Source organism: Achromobacter sp. ACM03, assembly GCF_014851665.1.
GTDB lineage: Bacteria > Pseudomonadota > Gammaproteobacteria > Burkholderiales > Burkholderiaceae_B > Achromobacter > Achromobacter aegrifaciens.
The window spans coordinates 881,690-907,158 of record NZ_JACVAD010000002.1 but is presented as its reverse complement, the minus strand read 5'-3'; the positions used below and the strand labels follow the sequence as shown (position 1 = coordinate 907,158).

The following is a 25,469-nucleotide window of genomic DNA, read 5'->3' as shown; positions in this document are numbered from 1 at the left end:
CCGTCCCTTTGTTTTTTCCGGCGCATGCGCGCCGGACCCACGGACCTCAATCCGCCAGCAAAGCCCCGGCGAACTCGTCGGCCACGAAAGGCTGCAGGTCTTCCAGGCTTTCGCCCACGCCGATCCAGTACACCGGGATCGGGCGCACGCCCTGGCTGCCCGCGGCCACGGCTGCCAGCGTGCCGCCCTTGGCGGTGCCGTCCAGCTTGGTCACGACCAGGCCGGTCAGATTGATGGCGGCATCGAAGGCGCGGATCTGCGCCAGGGCGTTCTGGCCGGTATTGCCGTCCACCACCAGCAGCACTTCGTGCGGCGCGGCGGCGTCCGCCTTGCCGATGACGCGGCGGATCTTCTTCAGCTCTTCCATCAGGTGCAGCTGCGTGGGCAGGCGGCCCGCGGTATCCACCATCACCACGCCCATGCCGCGCGCGCGGCCGGCGTTGACCGCATCGAACGCCACAGCCGCCGGATCGCCGCCGTCCTGCGAGATCACCGTCACGTTGTTGCGGCTGCCCCATTCGATGAGCTGCTCGCGCGCGGCGGCGCGGAACGTGTCGCCCGCGGCCAGCAGCACGCTGGCGCCCTGACGTTGGAAGGTGTGGGCCAGCTTGCCGATGGAAGTGGTCTTGCCGGCGCCGTTGACGCCGGCGATCATGACGACCAGGGGTTGCGTGCGCTTCAGGTCGAAGGCGCGCTCCAGCGGGCGCAGGTGGTCGGCCAGCAGTTGGCGCAAGGCCGCCTTGACCTTGGCGGGGTCCTCGATGCGTTCCTTCTTGACCCGCGCGCGCAGCGCCGTCAGGAGCTTTTCCGTGGCCTCCAGGCCCGCATCGGCCATAATGAGCGCCGATTCGAGTTCCTCGAACAGGTTCTCGTCGACCTTCACGCCGATGAAGATCCCGCCGATGCTCTGGCCCGTACGCGACAGGCCTTGCTTCAAGCGGGACAGCCAGGAAGCCTTCTTGGGGGCTTCAGCGGCGGGCTCGGGGGCTGGGGCTGGCGCCGCAGCCGCAGCCACCGGAGCCGCAACCGGCGCGGGAGCGGCAACCGGCGCGGGAGCGGCAACCGGCGCGGGAGCGGCAACCGGCGCGGGAGCGGCGATCGGAGCTTGCGTTGCCACCACCGGCGCGGGCGCCGCGACAGGAGCGGGGGCCAATGCCGGGGCCGGCGCTGGCACCGGAACAGGCGCTGGCGCCGATACCGTAGCGGGTGTCGGCGCAACCGGCGCGGGCGTCACGGCCGGCGCCTCATGCGGCGCAGCAACAGGCGCCACAACGGGCGGTGCCGCCGGTGCGGCGACGCCCGGGTCAATGCTCGGTTCGCGGCGCGGTTCGGCGGCCACAGGCGCCGGCGGCGCGGGAGTGACCGGGACGGCGGCGGGCTCGGCAGGCGCGGCTACGGCGTCTGCAGCCTCCGGCGGCGGCGCGGGTTGAACCGGCGCGGCGGGCGGAGGGGATTTTTTCTTGAAGAAGCGGCTAAACATGGGTAACAAGTATATTCGTATCGTCGGGGGCCAATACAGACGCACCCCCATTGCCGTGCCCGACGTGGAGACGCTGCGCCCCACGCCCGACCGGGTGCGCGAGACGCTGTTCAACTGGCTCAATCACCTGTGGGGCGGCGAGTTCGCCGACAAGCAGGTGCTGGATCTATTCGCCGGCAGCGGCGCCTTGGGCTTCGAGGCGGCCTCGCGCGGCGTGGCGCATGTACAGATGGTCGAGCGGGACAAGACCGCCGCGTCCGCGCTGCGGACACTGCGCGACAAGCTCAAAGCCGACATGATACGCATCCACGTGGGCGACGCCATGCAGGTCGCCGAGCGCATGGATGCGTCCCGATTTGACCTGATCCTGCTGGATCCGCCTTTCGGCCAGGGCTGGCTGCCGCGCCTGTGGCCGATTCTGCCAGGCATTCTGACCGAGCATGGGCTAGTCTACGTAGAGGCGGAAAGCCCCATCGAAGCCCCCGAGGGATTCACGATCTTGCGGCAGGACAAGGCAGGCGCGGTCCACTACCACCTGCTGGAATTTGCTGCATTGCGCAAATAGGTCAATAATCCGAGCTTCGGAGGATGGTGTAAACCACAAATAACGGTACGGAGCTCGTATGATCACCGCTGTATATCCCGGCACTTTCGACCCGCTGACCAGAGGCCACGAGGATCTGGTCCGCCGTGCCGCCACGCTTTTCGACAAAGTCGTGGTCGGGATCGCCATTAGCCGCAACAAGAAGCCCTTCTTCAGCATCGACGAGCGCGTGGAAATCGCGCGCGAAGTGCTGGGACACTATCCCAACGTGGAAGTGCAAAGCTTCGGCGGCCTGCTCAAGGACTTTGTGCGCGACCAGGGCGGGCGCGTGATCGTGCGCGGCCTGCGCGCCGTGTCCGACTTCGAGTACGAATTCCAGATGGCCGGCATGAACCGCCATCTGCTGCCCGACGTCGAAACGCTCTTCATGACGCCCTCGGACCAGTACCAATTCATCTCCGGCACCATCGTGCGCGAGATCGCGCAGTTGGGCGGCGACGTGAGCAAGTTCGTGTTCCCGTCCGTCGAGCGCTGGCTCCAGGAAAAAGCCAAGGAACGCCGCGAACAGTCCTGGCCGGGCTGAGCCCCGCCGCAGGTATTGCTCCACCCTCGAAGGGCGCGCAAAGCGCCCTTCTTGCGCTGCGCGGCCCGGGCGTGCGGCGGCGGTACAATGCGCTTAGCCCTACCCGCCCCATACCGCAGCCCGCCATGGCCCTGACCATCACCGAAGAATGCATCAATTGCGACGTTTGCGAGCCCCAGTGCCCGAACGAAGCAATCTCCATGGGCGAGGACTATTACGTCATCGACCCTGACCGGTGCACCGAATGCGTGGGCCATCACGACGAGCCGCAATGCAAGGTCGTGTGCCCCGTGGAGTGCATCGAGCTGCACCCGCAATGGAATGAAGGCCAGGAACAGCTCATGGCCAAATACCGTCGCCTGACCGGTGCCGCATGAGCGACGCCGCGCAGTCCAGCATCAACCTCCCTCCTTCCCGCCACCACGCCCGCCGCGACCTGTCCGCATCGGCCATCGCCGCCGGCCTCGTCGCCGTGCTGGTCAGCTTCGGCGGCACCGCCGTGCTGATGGTGCAGGCAGGCCATACCGCGGGCCTGGATTCGGCGCACATCGGCTCCTGGATCGGCTCGCTCAGCCTGGCGTTCGGCCTGGGCGGCGCCTTGTACAGCCTGCGCACGGGCCTGCCCATCGTCATGGCCTGGTCCACGCCTGGCGCGGCGCTGCTGGTCACCGCGCTGGCCGGCGTTCCCTTCAATGAGGCAATCGGCGCCTTCATCCTGGCCGCCGCGCTGACGTTGGCCTGCGGCCTGTTCGGCTGGATCGATCCCATCCTGCGCCGCATCCCCGGCGAAATCGCCGCGGCCATGCTGGCGGGCGTGCTGCTCAACTTCGGCATGGGCGTCTTCAGCAACATCAAGCAGCAGCCCGCGCTGGTGCTGGCGATGTGCGTCGCCTATCTGCTGTGCCGGCGCTGGGCGCCGCGCTACGCGGTGCTGGTCGTCATGCTGGTGGCCATCGCCATCGCCTTCGGCCTGAACCTGATCCAGCTGGACCTGCTGGACTGGCGCCTCACCGAATTCGTCTGGACCACGCCCGCCTTCAGCGCGCAGGCCGCGGTCAGCCTGGGCATTCCGCTTTTCGTGGTCGCGATGGCCTCGCAGAACCTTCCCGGCCTGGCCATCCTGCAAGCGGCGGGCTACCAGCCGCCCGCCTCGCGCCTGGTGGCGGCCACCGGCCTGCTGGGCCTGCTGGCCGCGCCCTTCGGCGCGCACAGCGTCACGATGGGCGCCATCAGCGCGGCCATCTGCACCGGTCCCGAAGCGCATCCGGACCCGTCCAAGCGCTACATCGCCGCGGCCACCTACGGCCTGGGCTACGTCGTGCTGAGCGTCGTAGCCGGCGCCGTGGCCGTGTTCTTCCAGGCCTTGCCCGCCGCCCTGCTGGCCGCGCTGGCCGGGCTGGCGCTGCTGGGCACCATCATGGGCGGCATGGCCGCGGCCATGGCCAACCCGCAACGCCGCGAAGCCGCGCTCATCACGCTGCTGGCCACGGCATCTGGCTTCAGTTTCTGGGGTATCGGATCGGCCTTCTGGGGCCTTCTGGCAGGCCTGCTGGCCCACGCGGCTTTCGAATTCAAGCGCTCTGGCGCTCAGGCTTGAACGGCCCTTGCGCCCGGCCCGCTCAGGCCGGCCAGGCGGCCACGGGCGTATCGGGATGCACCTTCATGATGCGGCAAGGCACCTGGACGAAGTTGGAAATCCAGGCCGCGGCCAGTTCCCCTTCGTCGATCACGTCCACCACCTGCTCGCCCACCTTCATGCTGTAGCGCACGCTGTCGTCGTCTTCGATGACGTCCAGCGGAATGTCCATGCGCAGCATGCCAGGCGCCTTCAGCACCAGGTAGCCCAGCCGCAGCTCGACCGAAACGTCGGCCAGCCGCGGACACAGGCTGCGGTTCAGCCACTGCCCGGAATCGTTGGCGACCAGCCATTGCCGGTGATAGCCCGCGGCCTCGGCCTGCGTGGTGACGCCGCACTCGGCCACGGGTTGGAAGTTCTCGGCGTTCATTTGCCCAGCAGTCCCTTCAAAGCCTTGTCGACGGCAGCGCCGCTCTTGCCCTTGCCCGTCACCGCTTCGCGCAGCTTGTTTTCCAGGCTGCGCTGGAGAATGCCGCCGATGGCGTCCTTCCAGAGCACGGTATAGGTCGGCTTGTCGAACGGTCCCTTGACGTGCACGGGGATGGTCACGTCCTTCAGGTCTTGCAGTTCCTTGCCTTCCGGGTCGGCTGCCGGATTGACGACGCGGGCTCGCGCCACCAGGTCCAATTCGCTCTTGACGAAGTCAATGGTGGCCGGATCGCCCTGCGTCACGCGCAACAGGGGCGACACCACGTTCAGGCGCTTGACCGCGGCCACGCCCTTGGTGAAGGCCAGGTCGGCGTCCATCTCGGAGAATTCCGTCTGCTTGCTGGTGTCGGACGCGACGGTTTCGTTCTGCGATTCCGGTTTGAAGGCGGCCTTCAGTTCGCGCAGCGTCTGCGTCAGGTTGATGCCCTTGACCGCGCCATCGCGCAGGCGCAATTGCATGGTGCCGCCCAGGCCGCTCTTCATGGCGTAGGCATTGGCGCCGGCTGTCTTCAGGTCCAGCGCAAGGCTGCCCGTACCGCTCAGCACGTTCTGGCGCGCCAGGTCCATCAGGAACGGTTCGATGGCGATACCGGCCAGCGACATCTTGGTGGCCAGCTGGTTACCCTGCGCGGCGTCCACCGACAAAGTGCCCGCCAGCTTGCCGCCGTACAGGCCGGCAGTCAGGCTGGAGATATCCAGCTTGCCCTTGTCCAGCTTGACCGCGGCGCCGACGTCGTCGGCCTTCAGGCCGCGCACGACCAGCTTGCCAACCTTGATCGTGCCATTGACGCTGGGACCGATCAGCGCAGACAGGTCGATCGTGTCGTCGGCAGGTTTGGCAGGCGCCGCAGGGGCTGCAGGCTGCGCGGGCTTGCCGTCTTCCTTCTTGGCTTCGGCCGGCTGCTTGGGCGCCGGCTGCGCGGGCGTTGCCGCAACCGGCGGCACCAGCTTGTCCAGGTCCAGCGTATCCACCACCAGCGCGAAATTCACCTTGGGCGCATCGCTCAGCTTGGTAATGTCCGCGCTCAGATCGAACTTGCCGCCTTCCAGCACGGCGTTGATCTTGCTCGTGGCCTGATCCTTCAGCAGATCCGCGGTCACGCTGCCGATCACGGGGATCTGCAGGCTGCCCTTGGGCAGTCCGGGATCGGTGATGTTGACGTCGCCCCGCAAGCCAGACAGGCCGCCGCTGCGCTGCAACAGGTTCAAGGACAGCGGCGAGGCGAAGTTCAGCTTGACGATCCGTTCGCCATTCTTGGACGTGCTGTCCAGCTTGGCTTCCTTGATCTCCAGCTCACCGGCGTTGCCGCTGATGCCGTTCAAGCCGAAACTCGCGTCCAGGCCGCTGATGCGCACGCGGCCCGTCAGCGCCTCACCCGTGGCCGACGCCGGAGAGATATTGAGCGCGGGCGCGTCCACGGCGAATTCGAAGGGACCATCGGCCACGCCGCCCTTGGCGCGTATCGCCAGTTTCTCGATCTGCAGCTGGCTCTTATGCGGGTCGATCGCCAGCTTGGGGATGGCCACGCTGGCATCCACATTGGTCGCGCGCGCAGCGGGATCGGTGACGTCGCCCTGGAACACGACTTCCAGGCCGGCGATGTCCAACGCCGACTTCTGGCCGTTGAAGGCCAGATTGCCGCGCATGGCCAGGCTCTTGGCTTCGGCCCCCGGCAGCTTGCCGTCCATGCGCAGGTCCAGCTTCTGCGCGGCGTAGCGCTTGGCCGACGGATCCAGCGTAAGCAGGGCCTGGCCGGTCAAATTGGCGTCCACGCGCGGATCGCCACCCTCGACGCGTGCGGTCATGCGCACATCGAACGGTTGATTGAAGGTGACGCGGCCGGTGTTGGCGTTGATCTTGGTGACCGCCACCGCCATGCCCGTGATCTCGTCCTGCAGCTGCACCTGGCCGTCCTTCAGGTCCAGCCCGGCGATGTCGATCTGCATGTTGTTGCGCGGCTGCGGCAGGTTGCCGTTGGCGATGGCCTGCACCGCGCTCTGCGCCGCGCCCGCCAAGGCTTCAGCCGGATTGGCCGGCGCCGCCGTGATCGGCGCGGTGCCGCCCACGAGATTGCTGAAATTGAAATGGCCCTGCTTGTCCCGCACCACACGGGCCTTGAAACCGGTGATCGCGACGTGGTCCACCACGAAGCTGTTGGACAGCAGCGGCCACACCGCGACCGCCAGACGGGTGCTATCGATGGAGGCGAAGGTTTCGGAGCTGTCTGGCTCGGACAGCGACACGCCCTGCACCGACAGCCCGATGCGCGGGAAGAGCGACAGCTCGATCTCGCCGTCTATCGTCAGCGTGCGTTGGTAGCGTTGCTGGACAAGCTCTTCCAGCTTGTACTTGTACGCGTTGGGGTCGAATGTCAGCAAGAAGATGGCCAGGCCAACGACGGCCACGACAACCAACACTACCAGGCCTATCAAAATGCGCTTGAACCACGTTTTCATTGCTGCCCCGTCGGTACCTCGACTGGAAATCCTTGAATGCCGTCCGCTGCGCCGGGCGCGCGGAAGGTGCTTTAGCTGCGGAAAAACCGCCAGGCCCATGTAGCCACGGCCTTTCAGGGCGTGCCCGCTCTCTTGCCGAGCCTGGGGCTGCGGCGCCGAAAATGGAATCTGCCAAGGAAAGCCTGATGAAGACGCCAGCCGAGCCAGCGTACAGATAGCGCTATCGTAACAAATCGGGCCGACTTCGCGCGGATGGCCGGGCGCGGCCGCGCAAAATCAACACTATCGGTATCGATGCGGAGTCTCGAAATCCGGCCTCGGACCTGACAACTTTCTGTCTCGCGGATTGTAGGGCTAGAATGATTGATACATCAATCATTGATAGATCCAACAATGTCCGCCCCCGCTACAGGCACCCCGCACTCGCCCGGCCAAGTGCTTCCTTTCCGCCAAACCCTGCTTGCCATGCTGGGCATGTGCTTCGTCATGATGATGGTCGCCATCGATCAGACCGTGGTCGGCACCGCGCTGCCGACCATTGTGGCCGAACTCAAAGGCTTCGAACTGTATGCATGGGTAGCGACGTCTTACCTGCTTACCTCCGTCATCACCGTGCCTATCTTCGGCCGCCTGGGCGACTACTACGGGCGCAAGCCGTTCGTAGTGGCAGCCATCGTATTGTTCACCCTGGCCTCGGCGCTATGCGGCGCAGCCGACAGCATGTTCACGCTGGTCCTGGCGCGGGCGCTGCAAGGCATAGGCGGCGGCATGCTGGTAGGCACGGCGTTCGCGTCCATCCCCGACCTGTTTCCCGATCCCCACGTGCGATTGCGGTGGCAAGTCATGCTCAGTTCCGCCTTCGGCATCGCCAACGCCATCGGCCCGACCTTGGGCGGCGCGCTGACCGAGCACTATGGCTGGCGCTCGGTGTTCTACGTCAACCTGCCCATTGGCCTCCTCGGACTCTGGTTCGTCGCCCGCTATCTGCCGCATCTGCGCAACCACACGACCGGCCGCGTGCGGCTGGACTGGCAGGGTGCGCTGCTCATCGCCGTGGCGCTGGGCAGCCTGCAACTGCTGGTCGAACTGTTGCCCAAGGAAGGGCTTAGCGCATCCATCCTGCTGCTGGGCGCGGGCAGCGCGGTAGCCTTCGCCCTGCTGTTCTGGTGGGAACGGCGCTGCCCCCACCCGCTGCTGCCGCTGGACATGTTCCGCAACCGCGGCCTCGCCATGCTCTTCACGCTGGCCCTGCTGGTGGGCGTGACCATGTACTCGCTGCTGTTCTACGCGCCGCTGCTGCTGCAAGGCGGCTTCGGGCTGTCGCCCCAGGACGCCGGCCTGCTGATCACGCCAATGGTGGTTTTCATCACGGTGGGCAGCATCGTCAACGGCCGCATCATCACCCGCATCCGCAATCCCAACCGCATGCTGTATGCGGGCTTCATCCTGATGGCGCTCTCGTGCCTGGGCATTGTTACCACCCATAGCTATACGTCACATGCGCTCATCGCTGCATACATGCTGATGGCCGGGCTGGGCATGGGTTTCATCATGCCCAACCTGACGGTCTTCGCGCAGCAGACCGCCGGCCGCAGCCACCTGGGCATCGCCACGGCGCTGCTGCAATCCCTGCGCATGATCGGCGGCATGTTGGGCACGGCGATCGTCGGCACCATGATCAACCACAGCTATTTCAGCGGCGTCGAATCCACGCTGCGCGGCGCTTCCGCCCGCTGGCTGCCAGAGCTGAATGATCCCCAGATGCTCGTCAATCCCGAGGCCCAGACGCAGTTCCTGGCACAATTGGCGCATCAAGGCCAGGACGGAACCTCGCTGATCGAGATCGCGCGCGTCGCGCTCGTCGGCGCCATCCACGAAGGGCAACTCATAGCCCTGGCGGTTGCGGTGTTCGCGCTCTGGTGCGTGCGCCGCGTGCCGCCGGTCCAGTTGATCCGCCCTTCCACACCAGAGCCGGCCGGCGTCGGAGAATAGCTTTTGCCCAAACAACAACAAGGCTTGCAGGTCATCCAGCACATGGGACAGGCCTACCGCGGCATGCAGAGCGCGTTCAGCAGCACCGTCGGCCACGCCCTGCCCCGTTGGCGCATTTTGCTGGCGCTGCATGAGTGCGGCCAATGTTCGCAGAAGCATCTGGCCGAACGCTGCCGGCTCGATCCCGCGTCGCTCACACGGCAGCTGCAGGCCATGGAAAAAATGGGCTGGATCGCGCGCGCAGTGGATCCGCAGGACAACCGCCTGACCAACGCCAGTCTCACGCCGGCCGGCCAGGCCGTGGTGGATGAAGCCCTGCCCAAGCGGGCGGCGTTCTTCGAGGAGTCGCTCAAGGGGTTGTCGGCCGCGGATATCGACACTTTGAATCGCGTGCTGAGCGTGCTGGAAGCGAATTTCCTGCGGGCGGCGGACAAGGCGCCAAGCTAGCACAGGCTCCGCCGCCATAAGAAGTACGGTATCGGCCCATAGCAAAACACGATTCGCGAGCCATAAGGATCATCCAGAATACAAACCGACTCCCCCACATAAGAACAAAGAGGCGGCAATGGATTCGGTGTATTTGGTGGTGACGCTGGGTGCGGTCATCGCGGGCTTCGTGCAGGGCCTGTCAGGCTTTGCCTTCGGCCTGGTGGCGATGTCGTTCTGGGCCTGGGTGCTGGACCCGCGCCTAGCCGCGACGCTCGCGGTCTTCGGCGCCCTGGTCGGGCAGATCCTCGCCGCCATCACCGTGCGCCGCGGCTTCGATCTGCGGCGATTGCTGCCCTTCGTGATCGGCGGCCTGTTCGGCATTCCGCTGGGCGTGGCGCTGCTGCCGCGCCTGGACATGGACTGGTTCAAGACCATACTCGGCATCCTGCTTGTGATCTGGTGTCCCGCCATGTTGTTGGCCAAGAACCTGCCGAAGATCGCCGCAGGCGGGCGCGCCGCCGATGCGGCCGTCGGCATGGCCGGCGGCGTGCTGGGCGGCATAGGCGGCTTCACAGGCACGCTGCCCACCTTGTGGTGCACCCTGCGCGGATTCGACAAGGACGCGCAACGCGCCATCATCCAGAACTTCAACCTGTCCATGCTGCTGGTGACCATGGGCACATATCTGGCCAGCGGCATCGTCACCCGCGCCATGCTGCCCATGTTCGCCATCGTCGCCGCCGCCATGCTGGTGCCGGTATTGCTGGGCGCGAAGCTTTACATAGGCATCAGCGAGGCGCGCTTCCGGCAGATCGTGCTGGGGCTACTGACGGCTTCCGGAGTCGCGTTGCTGGCCTCGGCGGTGCCGCGGCTGCTGGAACGCATGGCATAGTTCCGTCCGTGACCGCAATACGGACAATCAATGCCCATGAATCCCGACCGCCGCTACCTCGTCATCCAGGCCCACGCCAGCGAGTTCCCCGAACCCATGCTGGTGCGCAAGGGAGATCGCGTCACCGTCGGCGAACGGTACGATGGCCCCGAGGGCTGGCCCGACTGGTATCTGTGCACGCCAGCAGGCCAACAAGCCGGCTTCGTGCCGGCGCAATTCCTGGACCGCCACGCCGACGGCAGCGCCACCATGCTGGAGGATTTCACCAACAAGGAACTGGATGTCGCGCAAGGCGAGTTGCTGCGCGGCGAACGCGAATTGAATGGATGGGTGTGGGCGGTCAGGCTCGTGGATGGCGAGGCGGGCTGGGTGCCGCTTGAAAACCTGCGTCGGTGCGATCACACCATCTGCTGATGCGGTCCAACTCGGCCGCTGCCAGTCATCCCGCTATTCGCCGCAACCGATTGTTTCTCATCCCTCATACCGTTCTCGCAAAGCCCTTCCTGGAGCGGCGCGCATCGCTGTTGACGCCTCACCAAAAAAAACACCCCAAAGATCGGACACAGGTCTGATCTTTGGGGTGCTTCGGGGGATATGCTGTTTCGCTTAGACGTTGAACAAGAAGTTCATCACGTCCCCATCCTGCACGATGTATTCCTTGCCTTCCGCGCGCATCTTGCCCGCTTCCTTGGCGCCCTGCTCACCCTTGTAGGTGATGTAGTCGTCATAGGAGATGGTCTGGGCGCGGATGAAGCCGCGTTCGAAGTCGGTGTGGATGACGCCAGCGGCCTGGGGCGCGGTGGCGCCGATCGGCACGGTCCAGGCGCGCACTTCCTTAACGCCGGCGGTGAAGTAGGTCTGCAGGCCCAGCAGCTTGAAGGCGGCGCGGATCAGGCGGTTCAGGCCGGGCTCTTCCATGCCCATGTCCGACAGGAAAGCCTGGCGGTCGGCGTCGTCGAGGTCGACGATCTCGGATTCAATGGCGGCGCAGATGGCGACCACGGGCGCGTTGCGCGCGGCGGCGAATTCGGTCAGGCGGTCGAGCAGCGGATTGTTGGTGAAGCCGTCGTCCGCCACGTTGCCCACGTACATCGCGCGCTTGGCGGTGATGAAGCAGAGCTGGGCGATGTCGGCCTTTTCCTCGGTGGAGAGGTCCAGCGCACGGATCGGCCTGGCTTCGTTCAGCTGGGCCACGCACTTTTCCAGCACGGCCACGATGCGCTGCGATTCCTTGTCGCCCGAACGCGCGGTCTTCTGGTGGCGTTGCAGGGCCTTTTCAGCGGTCTGCAGGTCGGCCAGGGCCAGTTCGGTTTCGATGACTTCGATGTCGGCGATGGGATCGACCTTGCCGGCCACGTGGATCACGTTGGGATCTTCGAAGCAGCGCACCACGTTGACGATGGCGTCGGTTTCGCGGATGTGCGAGAGGAACTGGTTGCCCAGGCCTTCGCCTTTGCTCGCGCCGGCGACCAGGCCCGCGATGTCGACGAATTCGACGGTGGCGGAAAGAATGCGTTCGGGCTTGACGATTTCAGCCAGCTTCTGCAGACGCTGATCCGGCACTTCGACCACACCGACGTTGGGTTCGATGGTGCAGAACGGATAGTTCTCGGCGGCGATGCCGGCGCGGGTCAGAGCGTTGAAGAGGGTCGATTTGCCTACGTTGGGCAGGCCGACGATGCCGCATTGCAGAGCCATGGGAATCCTGTGTAAGTACGGTATTGATCGTTAACGTTCTAGTTTACCCCGGCTGGGCGCTCAGGCCCCGCCGGCCGGGCCGCCGTTGCGGCCCCGGTCAGGCTGCGGCGGCGGGAACCCAGCGCATGATGATCCAGATCATCAAAATGGGGCCAGCGTTGAAAGCGGAATGCAGCAATATGGCTGCGCCGATTCCGCGACGCACGCGCATCCAGCCCAGCACGAGGCCCGTGAGCCATTGCGGCAGCACCAGCAGGGGCAGCAGCCAGTATGGCGTCTTGCCGTAGACGAAGTTGGTCAGGTGCACCGCGGCAAAGGTCAGCGCGACCAGGTGGAACACCAGGCCGAAATGCTGCAAGTAATAGCGCCGCCAGGCGGTGTCCCAGCCTCGTAGCGGTTCGGTGCGCTGGCGCGCGCCCCAGCAGGCCAGGATGACGAATGCAGCCAGCAGCAGGCCGGTCCAGACCTTGGGCCCCCACAGCACCACGGGCACCATCGCCGGGATCAGCCATAGCGCCTGTCTTGGACGGCGCAGGCCATAGCGGAACAGTATCTCTTCCACCAGCGGCGCCCAGATGACGGCGGTCAGCCAGGGGATGTTGGCGGGATCGAGCCGATGCGTAACGCCGCCGAGCCCGGCGGCGGCCACCGCCACCGGCCCCAGTGCGAACAGGTTCACGGCCCACAGCAGCGCGGCCCAGGCCAGCAGGCGTCCAGGCCCCAGGCCCGGCCACCAGTCGGCCACCAGCCCGCTCGCGGACGCGCGGCCCGGCAGGCGCGAAGCCGGATGCGGGTGCCGGATGAAGCGCCAGAAATCCGCAACTTCGCTGCGAAAGCGAAGTTTTCCGCCAGATAGCGAAGCCGATTGCCGCTGGTCCGTCATCAGGCCTCGTTGCCGCTGTGGAGTTGGCGTGTCGCCAGGGGAAAATCTCCGGCCAGCATCGCCGGCACGACCGCGCGACACCGGTCAATCACCGCTTCGATCTCTTTCTGTTCCTCGCGGCGCGGCGGATGCAGCACGAAGTCCGCCACCTGCTGGGCCAGGCCCAGCGTGCGGGGATGGCCGATGCCGATGCGCAGGCGCCAGAAGTTGGGGCTGCCCAAGGCCGCCTGGATGTCCTTCAAGCCATTGTGGCCGGCGTGCCCGCCGCCCTGCTTCAGTTTCACCTGACCGGGCATCAGGTCCAACTCGTCATGCAGCACCAGCACCTGCTCAGGCACAAGCTTGTAGAAACGAGCCAACGCGCCCACCGCCTGGCCGGAACGATTCATGTAGGTATTGGGCTTCAACAGCAGCACGTTGTCGGCGCCCAGACGGGACTTGGCCACCATTCCGAAAAAGGACTTCTCCAGCGCAAAAGAAGCGCGCAAGTCGTCCGCCAGATGGTCGGCCAGCCAGAAGCCGGCGTTATGCCGGGTCGTTTCGTAGTCAGGGCCGGGATTACCCAGTCCGACGATGAGGCGTATAGGAGTAGACATGATGGGGGGTGTTTAAACCAAAAAACCCTGCGCATGCAAATGCACACGCAGGGTTTCGGGTACCAGCCGAGGAAAGCCCGCGGGCTTTCCGGCGGAACTTAGGCGGCCGGAGCTTCGGCAGCGCCTTCGTCGGCGGCAGCGCCGCCCTTGACCACGGCCGTGGCGGCCAGCAGCGGGTTGGCGTCACCGCCGTGGGGCACGTACGTCACGCCCTTGGGCAGCTTGATGTCGGCCAGGTGGACCGAAGCGCCAGGCAGCAGGTCCTTCAGGTCCACTTCGATGAACTGGGGCAGCGCTGCCGGCAGGCAGGTGATTTCCAGTTCGGTCAGGACGTGGCTGATGATGGCGCCGCCCAGCTTCACGGCCGGCGAGACTTCAGCGTTGATGAAGTGGAACGGGACCTTGGTGTGCAGGGCCTGATTGGCGTCCACGCGCTGGAAGTCCACGTGCAGGACTTGCGGCTTGTAGGCGTGCCATTGAACCGAACGCAGCAGGACTTGCTCTTCCTTGGCTGCGCCTTCCAGCGCCATTTGCAGGATCGACGCGTGGAATTCTTCCTTGCGCAGGGCGTGGTAGATCTCGTTGTGGTCGAGTTCGATGTTCAGGGGGGCAGCCGTACCGCCATAAACGATGGCGGGAACGCGGCCCGCGCGGCGCAGGCGGCGGCTCGCACTCGAACCCTGGACGCTACGCGCAGTGGCATTGAATTTCATGGAAAACTCCAAAAACAATAAATGGCGAAGAGACTTCGCCGATTAGTGCACGGCACGCGAAATGCGCGCCGTGTTTGTTGCGCCTTGCCGCGACCAGCAAGGCGCAAAACTCTGTATCCGGACTACCCGTCCGAGGGCCGCTACGTCTTAATCGACGAACAGCGAGCTGACCGATTCCGCGTTCGAGATACGCAGGATGGTCTCGCCCAGCAGCGCGGCGCACGACAGCTGGCGGATCTTGCCGCTGGCCTGGCCTTGCTCGGAGAGCGGAATGGTGTCGGTGACGACCAGTTCGTCCAGTTCCGACGCTTCGATGCGGTCGATGGCGCCGCCCGACAGCACGGGGTGCGTGCAATAGGCGTAAACGGCGCCGGCGCCGCGGTCCTTCAGGGCCTGGGCCGCCTTGCACAGCGTGCCGGCGGTGTCGACCATGTCGTCCATGATGATGCAGGTGCGGCCGTCGACTTCACCGATGATGTTCATCACTTCCGACACGTTGGCGCGCGGACGGCGCTTGTCGATGATGGCCAGATCGGCTTCCAGCTGTTTGGCCAGCGCGCGGGCCCGCACCACGCCGCCGATGTCCGGGGACACGACGACCAGGTTCGAGAAATTGCGGCGCCAGATGTCGCCCAGCAGGATCGGACCCGCGTAGATGTTGTCCACGGGGATATCGAAGAAACCCTGGATCTGGTCGGCGTGCAGGTCCATCGTCAGGACGCGGTCGACGCCAGCCACTTGCAGCATGTTGGCCACGACCTTCGCCGAGATGGCCACGCGCGCCGAGCGCGGGCGGCGGTCCTGGCGGGCATAGCCGAAATAGGGAATGGCGGCGGTGATGCGGCCAGCGGAAGCGCGGCGCAAGGCATCGACCATCACCATGATTTCCATCAGGTTGTCGTTGGTGGGGGCACAGGTGGGCTGCAGGACGAAGACGTCCTTGCCGCGCACATTCTCGTTGATCTCGACCATCACTTCGCCGTCCGAGAAGCGACCGACGGTCATCTTGCCCAGGGACATATCGAGGTGGTTGACTACGTCCACGGCCAGCCGAGTATTGGCGGTGCCCGTGAAAATCATGAAGCTATCGTTTGCCATGATGGATGATGCGATGGTCGTTTTAAGACACTAACGAGATGATGCGAGGTAATGCACCAGCGGACCCGGAAAATAAAAAAGCTGCTGAACCCGGGCCAGTGTCTTACAGGCGTGTTCAACAGCTTTTTTATGTATTCGGTTGGCTGGGGAGGAAGGATTCGAACCTTCGCATGCCGGAATCAAAATCCGGTGCCTTAACCAGCTTGGCGACTCCCCAACTATCTTGCAATCCAATTCCGCAACGGATGTTCAGCTAACCCAGTACATGCCTGCACTAACCGAAACCGTGGATGCGTTTGGCTGAATGTTTTATCAGCGCCGCGCATTATAGCGGATATTTCTGCTTCTGCCAAAACGGCTTCGGAGAGTTCGGAAAATTCGGCGAATAAACACGCGCCAGATCCCGACATGCGAACTGGAGTTCCACGAAGGACCTCCTGCTCAGCAAGCCACCGCGATGCCCCAAGCACTTCTGGGTAAAGGCGGTAGACCACCGGCTCCAAATCATTCCTGCCGAAGCGGGAAGTAGGCGAAGCAAGAAAGACCGCTATTGTGATGGAAGAAGAATCTCTTGTCAAATCAGGTGCGGAAAATATTTGTGGCGTGGGCACGCTGGCGTCCGGCTGCGCCACCAGATATGCACGATCCGGCAGCGTCACCGCCGTCAGGTCTTCGCCTACACCCTGGGCGAATGCGGATTGACCGAAGACAAACACGGGCACATCGGCGCCCAGAGGCAAGGCCAGCTCCATGAGTTCGCGCCGCGACAGCCCGGTATTCCACAACTTGTTCAGCGCGATCAGCACCGATGCCGCATCGCTGGAGCCGCCGCCCAGGCCGCCGCCTTGCGGGATGCGCTTTTCCAGGCCGATCTGCACGCCCTGCTTCGTACCCGTGGCCCGCTGCAGCGCATGCGCCGCGCGCAGGGTCAGATCCTGCTCTTCGGGCACGCCAGGCAGCTCCGTGGCGCGGCTGATGACGCCGTCGGCGCGCACATCGAAATGCAAGGTGTCGCACAGATCGATAAAGCGGAAGGCGGTTTGCAGCAGGTGATAGCCGTCGGCGCGCCGGCCTACGACGTGCAGGAACAGATTGAGCTTGGCGGGAGCGGGTACGTCGTAGAGAGTCACGGCTGAACAAACAAAAAAAAGCGGTCGCCCGATTTTACCGGGCGACCGCTGATTCCGGGCCAAGACGGCCCGCCATTCAAGGCTGATTGACGACCAGACGCAGCATGATGCGCCGGCCCGGCTCCTGGCGTTCCAACACCAGCAATTGGGGACCTAGCGTGTCGTAACGTGAGAGCCGCGCGCGCCAGCCGCCCTGCTCAAAAGCCGCCAGGCGACCCAGTTCGTCGCGCGACACTTCGGTCGCTTCGGGCGTGGCCGCCAGCTTGCCCCGCAGCCAGTCACGCAGCCCGGACACGGGCATGCTGCTGCCCAGCGCTTCCGCGGCCAGGGCATCGGGATTGTCGGCGACCAGGCGGGTGCCGTCGGCCTTGGTCAGGCTGGCCGCGCCGGGCCGTCCTTCCACCCGAGCCTCGGTCGAACCCAGCGGGTTGGTCAGGTCTAGCACATAGTGGCGGCCATCGTCCGACCACGAGAAGCCGCCCTGCACGGCGTTCTGCTTGCCGCTTTCCTCGTTGACGGTAATGGCGAAGCGGCCGATGCGCGAGAACGCGTCGGCGCTGGCGCCTTCGATCGGTTTGGGCGTGGTGCAGGCCGCCAGCGTCGCCGCCAGCATTGCCATCAGGAACCAGCGCAGCGGCGCGGCGGCGCCGAGCGCACGTTGAAACACTGCGGTCACAGGCTGATCCCCAGGCGCTTGGCCACGTCCTGAACAGTCTTGTTCTTGGGATCCTTGGCCACCGCGGCGCGCAGCAACTCGACGGCCTGGTCGCGCTTGCCCTGGGTCCAGAGAACCTCGGCCAGGTGGGCTGCGATATCTGCTTCCGGACGCACACTGTAGGCGCGCCGCAGGTAGTCGGCAGCAGCTGCGGAATCGCCCATGCGGTACTTGACCCAGCCCATGCTGTCGAGGATGAACGGATCGTTGGGCGCGAGCTCCAGCGCTTGCGTGATCAGATCCAGGGCCTCGGGCAGGCGCTGGTTGTGATCGGCCAGCGTGTAGCCCAGCGCGTTGTAGGCATGCGCATGATCCGGGTCCAGCGCGATGACCTGGCGCAGCATGCGTTCGAGGTCGGCCAGACGGTTCTGGCGTTCGTACAGCATGGCCAGTTCGTACTTGATCTCGACCGTGTCGGGCAGCGCCTGATCGGCCGCTTCCAATACCGACACCGCCTGCTGCACGCGGTCGGCGTCGCGCAGGATCTGGGCCTTGGTCAATACGCCCAGCGTACGCTCTTCCTCGTCCTGCGGGCCGGCGGCGTCGATCATGGCCAGCGCGTCGTCAATGCGACCGCTCTTGGCGCGCAAGGCGGCCTGGCGCATGCGCACCGAGTAGCGCAGCGTCGGATCGTCGATACGGCCCAGTTCAGCAATGGCGTCGTCGTAATGGCCCTGGTCTTCGGCGATGCGGGCCAGCAAGACATGGGCGTCGGCCGCGGCGGCGCCGGCATCGGTTGCGCCCGGGACGGTCGCGCGCTGGCGTTGCTGCTGCACGTCCAGATACTGTTGCAACAGGCTCTTGGCCTGCGGCAATTGCCCGGCCTTGTAGGCCAGTTGCGCCTGCATGAACAGGAGGTCGAAATCTTCCGGCGAACGGCGCGACATGGCCTGCAATTCAGCCAGCGCGCCGTTGTAGTCGCCGCTGTCGGCCAACTGGCCGGCCAGCATCAGGCGCACCTTGCGGGCGTTGGGATTGCGGGCGATATAGGCGCGCGCCTCGGTCTGCGCGCGCTGCGGGTCCACTTTGTAGCCGTATTCCAGCACGCGCAGGGCCGCGGGTTCCGACTTGGGATCCGCCGCCAGGGCCGCGCGCGACTCCTGCGCGGCACGGGTGTAGTCGCCCGAGGCGGAAGCCACGTCAGCCAGCGCCAGGTGCGCTGCCGGCAGCTTGCGCACGCTGTCGCTCAGGGATTCGTCGAGGATGCGCAGGGCCAGGCGGCGGTCGTTCAGGCGGCTCAGCACGGCCAGGGCCTGGCCGATGGCGGCCGGCTTGTCGCGCGAGGAATCGATGCGGTTGCGCAGGGCCTGCGACAGGCCCTTGGTCTGGCCGTTGGCGGCGGCCAGCGCCAGCTCGGTGGAACTGGCCTCGACGTCGTTGGGAGACAGGCGCGCCCAGACCCGCGCGGCGTCCAGGGCGCCGGGCAGGTTGCCGCCGGCCAGTTGGAATTCGAGGGCTCGGCGGGCCAGGCGTGGATCGCCGGTATCCCGCGCCAGGCCCAGCATGGTGGTAGCCGCGGAACCGTACATGCCGCGCTGCGCGGCGATCTCGGAGGCGAGCACGCGATAAAAAATGTCCGCGGTCAGCGAGACATAGGGCAACTGCCCGGGGCGCAGCCGTATGACTTCGGTTTCAGGGTGGCGGCTCTGGGGCGCCATCCTGGGCCCGGTCGCATCGCGCGTCCGGCTGTCGGCGGCCTGGGCCGGCGGGGTCAGTATTGCTGCCAGCGCAAGCGCTAGCGCGGCGATCCCGATGTTTATAGGTTTGAAAGACGACTTCACGCGGCCCGTCCGGTTGATGGCACAATCTTCGTACACGCAATTAATGATCTTACACTGGCTCATGCCGGAACTGCCTGAAGTCGAAACCACGCGTCGGGGAATCGACGCCGTCATCACCGGCCGGACGCTGACGCGCCTGGTCATCCACGAATCCCGCATGCGCTGGCCGATCCCGCAGGATCTGCCGTCGCTGGTCGCCGGCCGCACCGTGCTGGAATGCGCGCGCCGGGGCAAGTACCTGCTGCTGCGATTCGAACACGGCACCCAGATCGTGCATCTGGGCATGTCGGGGTCGCTGCGCAGCGTCGCGCCTGGTGAATTCCTGCGCAAGCACGACCATGTCGAATGGATCTTCGAACAGGCCGTGCTGCGCCTGCATGACCCGCGGCGCTTTGGCGCGGTGCTGTGGCACCCTGAATCCGACGGCCCCATCGAAGCCCACCCCCTGCTGGCCAAGCTGGGCATCGAACCCTTCGATCCACGGTTCGACGGCGCCTGGCTGCACCGCCATTTCAAGAACCACAGCGCCGCCATCAAGCAGGTGCTGCTGGCCGGCATGGCGGTGGTGGGCGTGGGCAATATCTATGCGTCGGAAAGCCTGTTCCGCGCCCGCATCAATCCCAAGACGCCAGCCAACAAACTGTCGCCCGCCCGCTGCGAGCGCCTGGCCGACATGGTGCGCGCCACCCTGGCCGATGCCCTGACCTCCGGCGGCAGCACGCTGCGGGACTACGTCGGAGCCACCGGCGAACCAGGCGCCTACTTCGAGATCCACGCCGCCGTCTACGAACGCGAGGGTCTGCCCTGCCGCGTCTGCGCCACCCCGATACGGCGCATCGTCCAAGGCCAGCGCGCCACCTACTATTGCCCGAAATGCCAAAGGAATTGACCACTGCCGCCCCGGAAATCCGCGGGAAATCCCTGTAAAAACAAGACCATTTGTTTATAGCAAACGTATTGCACGAAAACTAACGTCAAGCTATATTCCTTCCACACACCCTATTCCTATAAAAGTGGAAGGAGCCTCCATGAGCAAGCAATTCGCCTCGCACGCCGACCTGGACGACAAGGTCGTCTCGTTCGAAAAACTGTCCGACAACGCCTATGCCTACACGGCCGAAGGCGATCCCAACACGGGCGTGATCATCGGCGACGAGGCCGTCATGGTGGTCGACACCCAGGCCACCCCTGTCATGGCACAGGACGTGATCCGCCGCATCCGCGAAGTCACGGACAAGCCCATCAAGTACATCCTGCTGTCGCATTACCACGCCGTGCGCGTGTTCGGCGCGTCGGCCTACAACGCCCAGGAAATCCTGGCCAGCCGCGACACCTACGACCTGATCGCCGAACGCGGCGAACAGGACAAGGCCAGCGAAATCGGCCGCTTCCCCCGCCTGTTCCGCAATGCCGAATCGATTCCGCCGGGCCTGGTCTGGCCGACGATGACGTTCAAGGGCGAAATGACGGTCAACCTGGGCAACCTGGAAGTCAAGCTGCTGCAAGTGGGCCGCGGCCACACCAAGGGCGACACCATCGCCTGGTTGCCCGAGCAGAAGATCCTGTTCGCTGGCGACCTGGTCGAATACCAGTCCACCCCCTACTGCGGCGACGCCTACTTCCGCGACTGGCCCAGCACGCTGGACGCGCTGTCTGGCTTCGAAGCCGAGAAAATGGTCCCGGGCCGCGGCCCCGCGCTGAAGAACGCCACCGAAGTCCGCCAGGGCCTGGCCGGCACGCGCGCCTTCCTGACCGACCTGTACGGCGCGGTGAACCGCGGCGTGGCCGAGGGCAAGGACCTGAAGACCATCTACCGCGAGGTCTACGACTTCATGAAGCCGCGCTACAGCGACTGGGTGATCTTCGACCACTGCATGCCGTTCGACGTGTCGCGCGCCTATGACGAGGCCACCGGCTACACCCACCCGCGCATCTGGACCGACAAGCGCGATCTGGAGATGTGGGCGCAGCTGGAAGGCTGATCCCGGCGGGCCGCCAACGGCCCATCCGAGCACCAACCGGAATCGCGCGCCGCAAGGCGGCGCGCGGCTTCGTGACATAAAAACAATATGACCCACACAGGAGACAACCGTGGGAGACATCGACTTTCAGGCGATGGAATTCGCCTATGAAAAACACGCCGACCAGGCCGCCAGCGAGCTGGCGCGCCATCAGGTGGTGGTGGTGGGAGCCGGCCCGGTCGGTCTGACCACGGCGCTGGACCTGGCGCGCCAGGGCGTGCGCGTGGTGGTGCTGGACGACGACTTCCGCCTGTCGACCGGCTCCCGCGCCATCTGTTTCTCCAAGCGCACGCTGGAGATCTGGGACCGCCTGGGCGTGGGTCAACGCATGATCGACAAGGGCGTGTCCTGGAACGTGGGCAAGGTCTTCTTCCGTGAGCAGGAAGTCTGGCGCTTCGACCTGCTGCCCGAACCCGGCCATCGCCGCCCGGCCTTCATCAACCTGCAGCAGTACTACGCCGAAGGCTATCTGTACGAGCAGGCGCGCCAGGAGCCCAACATCGATCTGCGCTGGAAGAACAAAGTTGTCGGCCTGGAGCAGCGCGATGACGGCGTGGTCCTGAACGTGGAAACCCCGGACGGCGCGTATGCCTTGCATGCCGACTGGCTGATCGCCTGCGACGGCGCGCGTTCGCCGGTGCGCAAGCTGATTGGCCAGGAAAGCCACGGCCGCATCTTCCGCGACCGCTTCCTCATCGCCGACGTCAAGATGCAGGCGGACTTCCCGACCGAGCGCTGGTTCTGGTTCGACCCGCCCTTCCATCCCAACCAGTCCGTGCTCTTGCACCGCCAGCCCGACAATGTCTGGCGCATCGACTTCCAGCTGGGCTGGAACGCCGACCCGGTCGAGGCCGTCAAGCCTGAAAACGTGCTGCCGCGCATCCGCGCACTGCTGGGCCCCGACGCTCGCTTCGAGCTGGAATGGGTCAGCGTCTATACCTTCGCGTGCGAACGCATGGACAAGTTCCGCCACGGCCGCGTCGTCTTCGCCGGCGACTCCGCGCACCGCGTATCGCCGTTCGGCGCCCGCGGCGCCAACAGCGGCGTGCAGGACGCGGAGAACCTGGCCTGGAAACTGAAGCTGGTGCTGGCCGGCCAGGCGCCCGAGACACTGATCGACAGCTACGCCGTCGAACGCGAATACGCCGCCGACGAAAACATCCTGAATTCATCGCGCGCCACCGACTTCATCACGCCCAAGAGCGACATCAGCCGCAATTTCCGCAACGCGGTGCTGAACCTGGCCAAGACCCATCCGTTCGCGCGCTCGCTGGTCAACAGCGGCCGCCTGTCGCTGCCCGCGACCTACACCGGTTCGCCGCTGAACACGCCGGACACCGACGCCTTCAGCGGCCGCATGGTGCCGGGCGCGGTGGCGCTGGACGCGCCGGTGAACGCGCAGGATTGGTGGCTGGCGCAATTGGACGGTGAATTCGTGCTGGCGTTCTTCTGTGGCGACGCCCTGCCCGACCGCAACACGCTGCTTGCCCTCCAGGCGCTGCGCATGGCGCCTGTGCCGGTCAAGGCCGTGCTGGTCGCCAGCCCGCAATGCGATCTGTCCGCGCTGCCCAAGGAGCTGGCGTCCGTCACGGACCGCGAAGGCTGCCTGGGCAAGCGCTATGACGCGCAAGCCGGCACGGCCTACCTGATCCGCCCCGACCAGCACATTACCGCCCGCTGGCGCGCCTTCGACGCCGGCGCCGTCACCGCGGCCGTCAGCCGCGCCACGGGCCGGGCCTGAACTTCGAGATCACTCCATCATGCTGATTACCGAAACCAACCTGGTCTCGCCTGACGACTTCTACGAAGCGCTGATCGAGACCCACCGCGACCTCACCAACGAGCAAAGCCAGGAGCTCAACGCGGCGCTGATCCTGTTGCTGGCCAACCACCTGGGCGACATGGAAGTGCTGCGCGAGGCGCTGCGGCAAGCGCGGGCGTCCGTGGCGCCGTAGTTCCCTTCACGCCCCGACCGCGAACGCATTGACGATCAACGCGCGCAGCCACTGGTTGCCGCTGTCGCGGTCCACCCGGCGCTGCCAGTACATGTTGGTCTGCAGCGCCGGCACTCTTATCGGCGGCGTCATGTAGCGCAGGCCGAATGGCGGCGCGGCGCTGGCGGCAAGTTTTTCGGGCACGGTGGCCAGCAGGTCGGTCGCGCTGACGATGTAGGGCACGGCCGAAAAATGCGGCACGCTGAAATGCTCGGCCAGATCGACGCCGGCGCGTTCCATGGACTGGTTGACCTGCCCGTAGGGCGCCGCGCGCGACACGATGAGGTGGCGCTCGGCCCGGAAGGCCTTGAGGCTCATGCCGGCGTGCGCCGTCGGATGCGCCTGCCGGAACAGGGTCGCATAGCCCTGGCGGAACAGCATGCGCTGTAGCGTACCCGCCCCCATTTCATCGAATGCGCCGATCGCCAGATCCACCCGCCCCGCCTCCATTTCCCGAGGCAGATCCGGTCCCTGCACCCGCACCGAATCGATGCGCACCTGCGGCGCCACCTGCACGCAGACTTCCATCAGGCGCGGCATGAAGTGGATCTCGCCCACGTCCGTCATCGCCACCCGGAAGCGGCGGGTGCTGGTGGCGGCATCGAAGACGTCCTGGTCTTTCAGGGCCTGCGACAACATGGTCAACGCCTCGCTGACTGGGCCCGCCAGGCGCTGCGCGCGCGGCGTGGGCAGCATGCCCTGCGCCGTGCGCACGAACAGATCGTCGCCGAATGCTTCGCGCAGGCGGCGCAGCGCGTTGCTGACCGCGGGTTGCGACAGGTCCATGCGCCGCGCCACGGCCGACAGATTGCGGTCCTCCAGCAGATGCTGGAACAACAGCAGCAGATTCAGATCGACATCGCGCAGCTCGGCCATACGCCCCCCTACTATTCACAAAATTTATAGTCTCTATTTTTGCATTCCCATAGCCGTAGCGGGGATTTTTTCCGACAATGCCATATGGGCTCCGGAAACCTTCCGCACGAACCACCCGCACCAGGCCGCGCGGCCAAGCACCGCGCCGCCGCTCAGGAGGAATCCATGGAACTGCAATACCAGACCGGCTTCGGCAACAGTTGCGCTACCGAAGCCCTGCCCGGCGCGCTGCCGCTGGGCCGCAATTCGCCGCAGCAATGCCCCTACGGCCTGTACGCCGAGCAGTTATCCGGCACCGCCTTCACCGCGCCGCGCAGCGAAAACCGCCGCTCCTGGCTCTACCGCATCCGTCCCGGCGCGCAGCACAAGCCGTTCGAGGCCTTTGACGGCGCCGCCGGCTGGCAAAGCACCTTCGGCCAAGGTCCCGTCACGCCCAATCAGTTGCGCTGGAGCCCGTTGCCCATCCCCGCCGCCCCCACCGACTTCCTGGAAGGCGTGAAGACCTGGGGCGGCAACGGCGGCCCCGACGAACTCAGCGGCGTAGGCATCCACCTGTATGCGGCCAACCGTTCGATGCAAGGGCGCTACTTCTACAACGCCGACGGCGAACTGCTGCTGGTGCCGCAGGAAGGCCGCCTGCGCCTGGCCACGGAGCTGGGCCTGATCGACCTGGAACCGCTGGAAATCGCCGTCATCCCGCGCGGTGTGCGCTTCCGCGTTGAACTGCTGGACGGCAACGCGCGCGGCTACATGCTGGAAAACTTCGGCGCGGCCATGCGCCTGCCGGAGCTGGGCCCCATCGGCTCGAACTGCCTGGCCAATGCCCGCGACTTCAAGACCCCGGTGGCCTGGTACGAAGACCTCGAAGGCGACTTCGAACTCATCGCCAAGTTCACGGGCGGCTTCTGGCGCGCTTCCATCGACCATTCGCCGTTGAACGTGGTGGCCTGGCACGGCACGCATGCGCCGTACAAGTACGACCTGCGCAACTTCAACACCGTCGGCTCCATCAGCTACGACCATCCGGATCCCTCGATCTTCACGGTGCTGACCGCGCCGTCGGACACCCCGGGAACGGCCAACATGGATTTCGCGATCTTCCCGCCGCGCATCCTGGCCATGGAGAACACCTTCCGTCCGCCCTGGTTCCACCGCAACATCGCCAGCGAATTCATGGGTCTGATCCAGGGCGTCTACGACGCCAAGGCCGACGGTTTCGCGCCGGGCGGCGCCAGCCTGCACAACTGCATGAGCGGCCACGGCCCCGACGCCGAGACTTTCGAAAAGGCCTCGCACGCCGATACCAGCAAGGCCCACTACATCCGCGACACGATGGCCTTCATGTTCGAGACGCGGCGCGTCATCCGCCCCACGGAGCAGGCGCTGGCCTCGGTAGAATTGCAAGGCGACTACTACCGGTGCTGGCAGGGCATCGCCAAGCATTTCGACCCCAGCAAGGCGTGACGCGCAGGCCTTCTGCCATCCACGCCCGCGGCGATGAGCGCAAGCTCATCGCCGCTTG

The 25,469-nt window shown here is 65.6% G+C and carries 25 protein-coding genes and 1 tRNA gene; 13 read left to right on the top strand and 13 right to left on the bottom strand.

The genetic code is table 11. From position 1 onward, the window contains the following. Window positions 1-46 precede the first annotated feature (46 nt). The gene (gene ftsY, locus IB257_RS12320; protein ID WP_370540104.1) at window positions 47-1,153 is read right to left on the bottom strand and encodes a signal recognition particle-docking protein FtsY; all 1,107 of its coding nucleotides are present in this window, start codon (window positions 1,151-1,153) and stop codon (window positions 47-49) included. A 325-nt stretch (window positions 1,154-1,478) separates the two neighbouring features. On the opposite strand from ftsY, the gene rsmD reads away from it, so the two are divergent. The 4 genes from rsmD to IB257_RS12300 all read left to right on the top strand — a co-directional run bounded on the left by rsmD (window position 1,479) and on the right by IB257_RS12300 (window position 4,204). Continuing rightward, window positions 1,479-2,045: a 16S rRNA (guanine(966)-N(2))-methyltransferase RsmD gene (rsmD, locus tag IB257_RS12315; protein ID WP_054451938.1), complete on the top strand. Its 567-nt coding sequence runs from the start codon at window positions 1,479-1,481 to the stop codon at window positions 2,043-2,045. Between the two features lie 58 nt (window positions 2,046-2,103). Continuing rightward, complete coding sequence (gene coaD / locus IB257_RS12310) at window positions 2,104-2,607, top strand: pantetheine-phosphate adenylyltransferase (RefSeq protein WP_013396175.1); 504 nt, start codon at window positions 2,104-2,106, stop codon at window positions 2,605-2,607. A gap of 125 nt (window positions 2,608-2,732) precedes the next feature. After that, window positions 2,733-2,984 (top strand): YfhL family 4Fe-4S dicluster ferredoxin, encoded by a 252-nt coding sequence (locus IB257_RS12305; RefSeq protein WP_042795127.1) that lies wholly within the window; start codon window positions 2,733-2,735, stop codon window positions 2,982-2,984. Continuing rightward, window positions 2,981-4,204: a benzoate/H(+) symporter BenE family transporter gene (locus tag IB257_RS12300; protein WP_175161370.1), complete on the top strand. Its 1,224-nt coding sequence runs from the start codon at window positions 2,981-2,983 to the stop codon at window positions 4,202-4,204. Before IB257_RS12305 ends, IB257_RS12300 begins: the two co-directional genes overlap by 4 nt. Before the next feature lie 22 nt (window positions 4,205-4,226). Here IB257_RS12300 and IB257_RS12295 read toward each other — a convergent pair whose 3' ends face one another. Together IB257_RS12295 and IB257_RS12290 are read right to left on the bottom strand one after the other, a co-directional pair. Next, complete coding sequence (locus IB257_RS12295; protein WP_054451940.1) at window positions 4,227-4,613, bottom strand: MOSC N-terminal beta barrel domain-containing protein; 387 nt, start codon at window positions 4,611-4,613, stop codon at window positions 4,227-4,229. Next, window positions 4,610-7,129: an AsmA family protein gene (locus tag IB257_RS12290; RefSeq protein WP_192492369.1), complete on the bottom strand. Its 2,520-nt coding sequence runs from the start codon at window positions 7,127-7,129 to the stop codon at window positions 4,610-4,612. Before IB257_RS12290 ends, IB257_RS12295 begins: the two co-directional genes overlap by 4 nt. A gap of 393 nt (window positions 7,130-7,522) precedes the next feature. Between IB257_RS12290 and IB257_RS12285 the strand changes: the two genes are divergently transcribed. The 4 genes from IB257_RS12285 (at window position 7,523) to IB257_RS12270 (ending at window position 10,856) form a co-directional block, all read left to right on the top strand. After that, window positions 7,523-9,121, top strand: coding sequence for an MDR family MFS transporter (locus tag IB257_RS12285; RefSeq protein ID WP_175161366.1), 1,599 nt, complete (start codon window positions 7,523-7,525; stop codon window positions 9,119-9,121). Between the two features lie 3 nt (window positions 9,122-9,124). Next, on the top strand, window positions 9,125-9,568 hold the full coding sequence (locus tag IB257_RS12280) for a MarR family winged helix-turn-helix transcriptional regulator (protein ID WP_175212598.1): 444 nt from the start codon (window positions 9,125-9,127) through the stop codon (window positions 9,566-9,568). A gap of 118 nt (window positions 9,569-9,686) precedes the next feature. Beyond that, on the top strand, window positions 9,687-10,442 hold the full coding sequence (locus tag IB257_RS12275) for a sulfite exporter TauE/SafE family protein (protein WP_175161364.1): 756 nt from the start codon (window positions 9,687-9,689) through the stop codon (window positions 10,440-10,442). A 30-nt stretch (window positions 10,443-10,472) separates the two neighbouring features. Then, window positions 10,473-10,856, top strand: coding sequence for a ligand-binding protein SH3 (locus tag IB257_RS12270; RefSeq protein WP_225588884.1), 384 nt, complete (start codon window positions 10,473-10,475; stop codon window positions 10,854-10,856). A 192-nt stretch (window positions 10,857-11,048) separates the two neighbouring features. Here the strand turns inward: IB257_RS12270 and ychF are convergent, their stop codons facing one another. From ychF to IB257_RS12225, 9 genes are all read right to left on the bottom strand, one after another. Further along, the gene (ychF, locus tag IB257_RS12265) at window positions 11,049-12,140 is read right to left on the bottom strand and encodes a redox-regulated ATPase YchF (RefSeq protein WP_192492368.1); all 1,092 of its coding nucleotides are present in this window, start codon (window positions 12,138-12,140) and stop codon (window positions 11,049-11,051) included. A gap of 97 nt (window positions 12,141-12,237) precedes the next feature. Next, window positions 12,238-13,023 (bottom strand): type II CAAX prenyl endopeptidase Rce1 family protein, encoded by a 786-nt coding sequence (locus IB257_RS12260; protein WP_192492367.1) that lies wholly within the window; start codon window positions 13,021-13,023, stop codon window positions 12,238-12,240. Beyond that, the gene (gene pth / locus IB257_RS12255) at window positions 13,023-13,619 is read right to left on the bottom strand and encodes an aminoacyl-tRNA hydrolase (protein WP_054451950.1); all 597 of its coding nucleotides are present in this window, start codon (window positions 13,617-13,619) and stop codon (window positions 13,023-13,025) included. Before pth ends, IB257_RS12260 begins: the two co-directional genes overlap by 1 nt. Before the next feature lie 98 nt (window positions 13,620-13,717). Beyond that, window positions 13,718-14,332, bottom strand: coding sequence for a 50S ribosomal protein L25/general stress protein Ctc (locus IB257_RS12250; protein ID WP_042797362.1), 615 nt, complete (start codon window positions 14,330-14,332; stop codon window positions 13,718-13,720). A 147-nt stretch (window positions 14,333-14,479) separates the two neighbouring features. Continuing rightward, window positions 14,480-15,430 (bottom strand): ribose-phosphate pyrophosphokinase, encoded by a 951-nt coding sequence (locus IB257_RS12245; protein WP_006227587.1) that lies wholly within the window; start codon window positions 15,428-15,430, stop codon window positions 14,480-14,482. 140 nt (window positions 15,431-15,570) lie between these two features. After that, window positions 15,571-15,647: transfer RNA gene (locus IB257_RS12240), tRNA-Gln, on the bottom strand. Window position 15,648: 1 nt separating this feature from the next. Beyond that, window positions 15,649-16,560: a 4-(cytidine 5'-diphospho)-2-C-methyl-D-erythritol kinase gene (gene ispE, locus IB257_RS12235; protein ID WP_082400801.1), complete on the bottom strand. Its 912-nt coding sequence runs from the start codon at window positions 16,558-16,560 to the stop codon at window positions 15,649-15,651. Between the two features lie 76 nt (window positions 16,561-16,636). Continuing rightward, complete coding sequence (gene lolB / locus IB257_RS12230; protein ID WP_192352867.1) at window positions 16,637-17,179, bottom strand: lipoprotein insertase outer membrane protein LolB; 543 nt, start codon at window positions 17,177-17,179, stop codon at window positions 16,637-16,639. 53 nt (window positions 17,180-17,232) lie between these two features. Continuing rightward, the gene (locus tag IB257_RS12225) at window positions 17,233-19,119 is read right to left on the bottom strand and encodes a lipopolysaccharide assembly protein LapB (protein ID WP_054451952.1); all 1,887 of its coding nucleotides are present in this window, start codon (window positions 19,117-19,119) and stop codon (window positions 17,233-17,235) included. On the opposite strand from IB257_RS12225, the gene mutM reads away from it, so the two are divergent. From mutM to IB257_RS12205, 4 genes are all read left to right on the top strand, one after another. Next, the gene (gene mutM / locus IB257_RS12220; RefSeq protein WP_192492366.1) at window positions 19,118-19,945 is read left to right on the top strand and encodes a bifunctional DNA-formamidopyrimidine glycosylase/DNA-(apurinic or apyrimidinic site) lyase; all 828 of its coding nucleotides are present in this window, start codon (window positions 19,118-19,120) and stop codon (window positions 19,943-19,945) included. The two genes, IB257_RS12225 and mutM, sit on opposite strands and share 2 nt — an antisense overlap. Window positions 19,946-20,084: 139 nt before the next feature. Beyond that, complete coding sequence (locus IB257_RS12215) at window positions 20,085-21,038, top strand: MBL fold metallo-hydrolase (protein WP_119449627.1); 954 nt, start codon at window positions 20,085-20,087, stop codon at window positions 21,036-21,038. A gap of 109 nt (window positions 21,039-21,147) precedes the next feature. After that, window positions 21,148-22,818, top strand: a complete 1,671-nt coding sequence (locus IB257_RS12210; protein ID WP_192329345.1) for an FAD-dependent oxidoreductase — start codon at window positions 21,148-21,150, stop codon at window positions 22,816-22,818. Between the two features lie 19 nt (window positions 22,819-22,837). Beyond that, on the top strand, window positions 22,838-23,032 hold the full coding sequence (locus tag IB257_RS12205) for a DUF2783 domain-containing protein (protein ID WP_054451956.1): 195 nt from the start codon (window positions 22,838-22,840) through the stop codon (window positions 23,030-23,032). Window positions 23,033-23,038: 6 nt separating this feature from the next. Here IB257_RS12205 and IB257_RS12200 read toward each other — a convergent pair whose 3' ends face one another. Then, complete coding sequence (locus IB257_RS12200; protein WP_054451957.1) at window positions 23,039-23,947, bottom strand: LysR family transcriptional regulator; 909 nt, start codon at window positions 23,945-23,947, stop codon at window positions 23,039-23,041. Window positions 23,948-24,112: 165 nt separating this feature from the next. Here IB257_RS12200 and hmgA point away from each other — a divergent pair, with 165 nt between their 5' ends. Continuing rightward, window positions 24,113-25,411, top strand: coding sequence for a homogentisate 1,2-dioxygenase (hmgA, locus tag IB257_RS12195; RefSeq protein WP_054451958.1), 1,299 nt, complete (start codon window positions 24,113-24,115; stop codon window positions 25,409-25,411). Window positions 25,412-25,469 lie beyond the last annotated feature (58 nt).